At 62.5% G+C, this 4,275-nt stretch carries 4 protein-coding genes; 3 read left to right on the top strand and 1 reads right to left on the bottom strand.

The features are described 5' to 3' along the window. Positions 1 to 625 (top strand): exo-alpha-sialidase (locus tag WA989_RS11310; RefSeq protein ID WP_424340607.1); only part of this gene is annotated, 625 nt, incomplete at its 5' end. Here WA989_RS11310 and uxaC read toward each other — a convergent pair. Further along, positions 622 to 2,049 carry a glucuronate isomerase gene (gene uxaC / locus WA989_RS11305; RefSeq protein WP_424340606.1) on the bottom strand — a complete coding sequence of 476 codons (1,428 nt, stop codon included), beginning with the start codon at positions 2,047 to 2,049 and terminating at the stop codon, positions 622 to 624. The genes WA989_RS11310 and uxaC overlap by 4 nt on opposite strands. Before the next feature lie 140 nt (positions 2,050 to 2,189). Between uxaC and WA989_RS11300 the strand changes: the two genes are divergently transcribed. Both WA989_RS11300 and dctP read left to right on the top strand, forming a co-directional pair. Then, entirely contained in the window at positions 2,190 to 3,713 is a 1,524-nt protein-coding gene (locus WA989_RS11300) for a UxaA family hydrolase (RefSeq protein WP_424340605.1), read from the top strand. Further along, positions 3,710 to 4,275, top strand: a 566-nt coding sequence (gene dctP / locus WA989_RS11295; protein ID WP_424340604.1) for a TRAP transporter substrate-binding protein DctP, incomplete at its 3' end; no start/stop codon positions are given. The genes WA989_RS11300 and dctP, both read left to right, overlap by 4 nt.

The raw sequence follows: 4,275 nt of genomic DNA, 5'->3' as shown, positions 1-4,275 counted from the left end.
GGATATGCGGGCCTTGCCGGATGGGCGCATCCTGACGACCTTCCATGTTCAGCCCGGTCTGATCGCCGCGCCTCACACAACTTCTGATCCGCTCGGACGGACCGGATGGAGACGCGGCGAGATGGAGAATTTGCCCAACGATGGCAATGTCAGCCGCGAACTCGAACCGAGCTGGTATCTCACACCTGATGGCACCATCGTCATGGTTTTCCGCGACCAGACGGGCAGCGGCGCCACGCTCGTGTCCGAAAGCCATGATAATGGCCTGTGCTGGACGCGGCCTGTTCTCTCTGACTTCCCCGACTCCCGCTCCAAACAGAGCGCTGGCAATTTGCCGGGCGGCACCGCCTTTCGCGTCAACAATCCACGCCGCGACAGGCGGCGCTATCCTCTCGTGCTGTCGCTCAGCGAAGATGGGTACAGGTTCGACCGTGCCTACACGCTACGCACCGGTCTGGAAGATCTGCCGCCCATGCAGTTCGATGGGCGCTACAAACGGCTTGGCTATTCGTACCCGAAAAGCCTCGTTCACGAAGGCCATCTTTATGTGGCTTATGCGACCAACAAGGAGCGGATCGAGCTGACGCGCATCCCTCTTGACCGGCTCGTGAAGGCCAACCGCTAGAGCTTGTAAGCCGCCTTGGCGAGGTCATAGGCGAGCGCGCGGGCAAGTTCCTGGGCCTCGTCTTCGCGCAGGCGGTGTTCGGCGACGAGCCGGGCGAGGAAGCTGCAATCGACGCGTCGGGCGACATCATGGCGGGCCGGGATCGAGAGGAAGGCGCGCGTGTCGTCATTGAAGCCGACCGTGTTGTAAAAGCCGGCGGTCTCTGTCGTCTGTTCGCGGAAGCGGCGCATGCCTTCCGGGCTGTCATGAAACCACCAGGCCGGGCCGAGCTTCAGGGCAGGGTAGTGGCCTGCCAGCGGTGCAAGTTCGCGCGAATAGGACGTCTCATCCAGTGTGAACACGATGATCGACAGCCTCGGATCATTGCCGAACGCGTTGAGCAGGGGCCGCAGCGCGTGAACATAGTCGGTCTGCATCGGAATATCGGCGCCCTTGTCGCGGCCATGGCTCTGGAAGAGTGGTCCATTATGGTTGCGGCAGGAGCCAGGATGAATCTGAAGGACAAGCCCGTCATCGACGCTCATGCGTGCCATCTCGGTCAGCATCTGGCCGCGGAACAGCTCATGGTCTTTCGCCGTGCCTTTGCCGGCGACAACCTTGTCGAAAAGGGCTTCGGCTTCGGCGGCGCCGAGGTCGGCGGTGAAGGCCGTGGGATGACCGTGGTCTGAGGAGGTCGTGCCGATCGCCTTGAAGTCTTCGCGGCGCTTTCGGTGCGCGGCGAGATAGCCCGTCCAGCTGCGCGTCTCCTCTCCTGTGATGTCAGCGAATTCGTCGAGGGCAGCCTGGAAGCGCTCATGATCGGCGTCGATCACGGCGTCCGGGCGATAGGCAGAGATGACGCGCCCGCCCCAGCCGGAAGACTGGATGGTCTTGTGGTGGTCGAGCGTATCGGTCGGGCATTCGGTCGTTGCCAGAAGCTCGATATTGAACCGGTCAAACAGGGCGCGGGGACGGTAGGCGTCCGATTGCAGGGCGGTGTTGATCACATCGTAATAGGCGTCAGCGGTCGAGCCATCGAGCGGCTCGCTCAGCCCGAAAACCTCATTGAACACATGATCGAGCCATAGCCGCGACGGCGTTCCCCGGAAAAGGTAGTAGTTTTCAGCAAAGATGCGCCAGGCTTCGCGCGGATCGGTGTCCGGATTGCCGGCCTTGCTCGGCACGCCCAGCGCGTCGAGGCTGATACCCTGACCGTAGAGCATTCGATAGATGTAATGGTCGGGCGCGAGCAGCAGCTCTGCCGGATTGCCGAAGGGGGCATTGTTCGCAAACCAGCTCGGATCGGTGTGGCCGTGCGGGCTGATGATCGGAAGGTCCTTGACCTCGCTGTAAAGACGGCGCGCAATGTCCCGCATATCGAGATTGGCAGGGAACAGGCGATCCTCGTGAACCAGTGAGGTGCCTTTTTGAAATGTGTCAGCCATGGCGAAGTCTTTCCCTGTCAGGGCCGTCCTGCACGACCTATTAAATGCCTCTTGCGTTTACAATGACACCGGTTACCATACAAGAGGTCATACGATATAATTAGCGCGCGGAACACGGGTGCAGCAGGGGAGAAACGGGCGTGCAGACCAGCGCTGAAGAGGTGCAGACGACGACAGGCTTGAAGCAGGCCATTCGCGTGAATGCAAGCGATACGGTCGCTGTCGCCCTGCGCGATCTCTCCAAGGGTGAGAGGGTTCCGGTCGATGCTGATCCCGTCACGCTGCGCGCAGATATTCCCGCCTATCACAAATTCTCGCTCACACCGCATGGCGAAGGCGATCCGGTCCTCCGCTTCGGCGAAGTCTTTGCCCGTGCCACCGAGGCGATAACGCCCGGCGACCACGTCCACACGCACAATGTCCGCACGACGCTTACCGGCACGGCGGAGTACAGCTTTGAGGGCGTTCACGCCGTCAGGAACGCTGCGCCGGACACGCGGAATTTCAAAGGCTTCAGGCGCGCCAATGGCCGCGTCGGCACGCGTAACGAAATCTGGGTCATTCCGACGGTCGGGTGTGTCGCGAATGTTTGTGAGCAGATCGCACGGCGGGCCGAACGCGACCTTTCAGGCTCTGTCGACGCCGTTACCGCCTTTCCGCATGTGTTCGGCTGCTCGCAGCTCGGCGATGATCTCGGCGCCACCCGGCAAATCCTCGCCTCGCTCGCCCAGCACCCGAATGCTGGCGGCATTTTGGTGGTCGGGCTTGGCTGCGAAAACAATCAGGCCGATGCGCTGCTCGCCGTGGCGGAGGATATTCCGGCAGACCGCCTGCGCGTCCTGATTGCCCAGACCTCCGCTGATGAGATCGAGGAGGGCGTCGCTGCAGTCCGCGACCTCATGGCGATCGCTGGCGCCGATGAGCGCACCGATTGCCCAGTCAGCGACCTCGTCATCGGCCTCAAATGCGGCGGATCGGACGCGCTGAGCGGGCTGACCGCCAACCCGCTGGTCGGTGATGCAGCCGATTGGGTCACCGGGGCAGGCGGCTCGGCCATCCTGACCGAAATCCCGGAAATCTTCGGCGCCGAACACCTGCTGATGCAGCGCGCGGCCTCGAGGGAGGTTTTCGACGCCATCGCCGCGCTTGTGAGCAGTTTCAAGCAATACTTCATCGACCACGACCAGCCTGTCAGCGAGAACCCCTCGCCAGGCAACAAGGCTGGCGGCATCACGACCCTTGAGGAAAAATCCCTCGGCGCCGTCCAGAAGTCGGGGCAGGCCGCTGTCACTGACGTTCTGCGCTATGCAGAGCGCGTTCGCACGCCCGGCCTCACCCTCCTGGAATCGCCTGGCAATGATGCGGTTTCCTCCACAGCGCTCACGGCCGCCGGGGCCACGCTCATCCTGTTCACGACAGGCCGCGGCACGCCGCTTGGCTTTCCTGTGCCGACCGTCAAAATCTCTTCGAATACCGCGCTTGCAGAGCGCAAGCCTGGCTGGATCGATTTCGACGCCGGCCAGATCCTGAGTGCCGGGGGTCGGGGCGATGTGACCGGGGCGTTCCTACACGCCCTTGTCGACATCGCCTCGGGCAAGCAGACCCGAAACGAGATCAATGGCGAGCGCTCCATCGCCATCTGGAAGAGGGGGGTGACGCTTTGACCACACCGTTCCAACTGTCCCGGCGGGCTGTTCTGGCGACAGGCAGCGCTGGCCTGGCGCTTGCCGGCTGCAGCCAGGGCCAATCCCGGCCGCTGCTATCGTCAGACACGCACCCGGCCGATTATCCGACCGTGCAGGCCGTCAAGCACATGGCCAAGCTGTTGCGCGAGGAGACAGACGGGCGGCTCGATATCCGTATCTATGCCGGCGGCCAGCTCGGCTCGGAACGCGACACGCTGGAAATCACGACCTTTGGCGGGCTCGACCTCAACCGCGTCAATCTCGCCCCGCTCAATGCCATCGAGCCGATGACGACGATCCCGTCTCTGCCCTTCCTGTTCCGCTCGCAGGACCATCTTCATGCGACGCTCGACGGCGAGATCGGCGAGACCATCCTCGCTTCGCTGGAGCCGCATAACCTTATCGGCCTCTGTTTCTACGATTCCGGTGAACGCAGCTTCTACAACACGGAAAAGCCGATCCTGCTGCCCGAAGACATGAATGGCATGAAGATCCGCGTGCAGAACTCTGACCTCTATGTCGCGATGATCCGCGCGCTCGG

The organism is Henriciella sp. (assembly GCF_049649345.1).
Taxonomy (GTDB): Bacteria; Pseudomonadota; Alphaproteobacteria; order Caulobacterales; family Hyphomonadaceae; genus Henriciella.
This window is presented reverse-complemented; position numbering and strand designations above follow the sequence as displayed.

Excerpts from the sequence above, each read along its gene's own strand:
- uxaC (WP_424340606.1), bottom strand. The coding sequence starts at position 2,049 with ATGGCTGACACATTTCAAAAAGGCACCTCACTGGTTCACGAGGATCGC.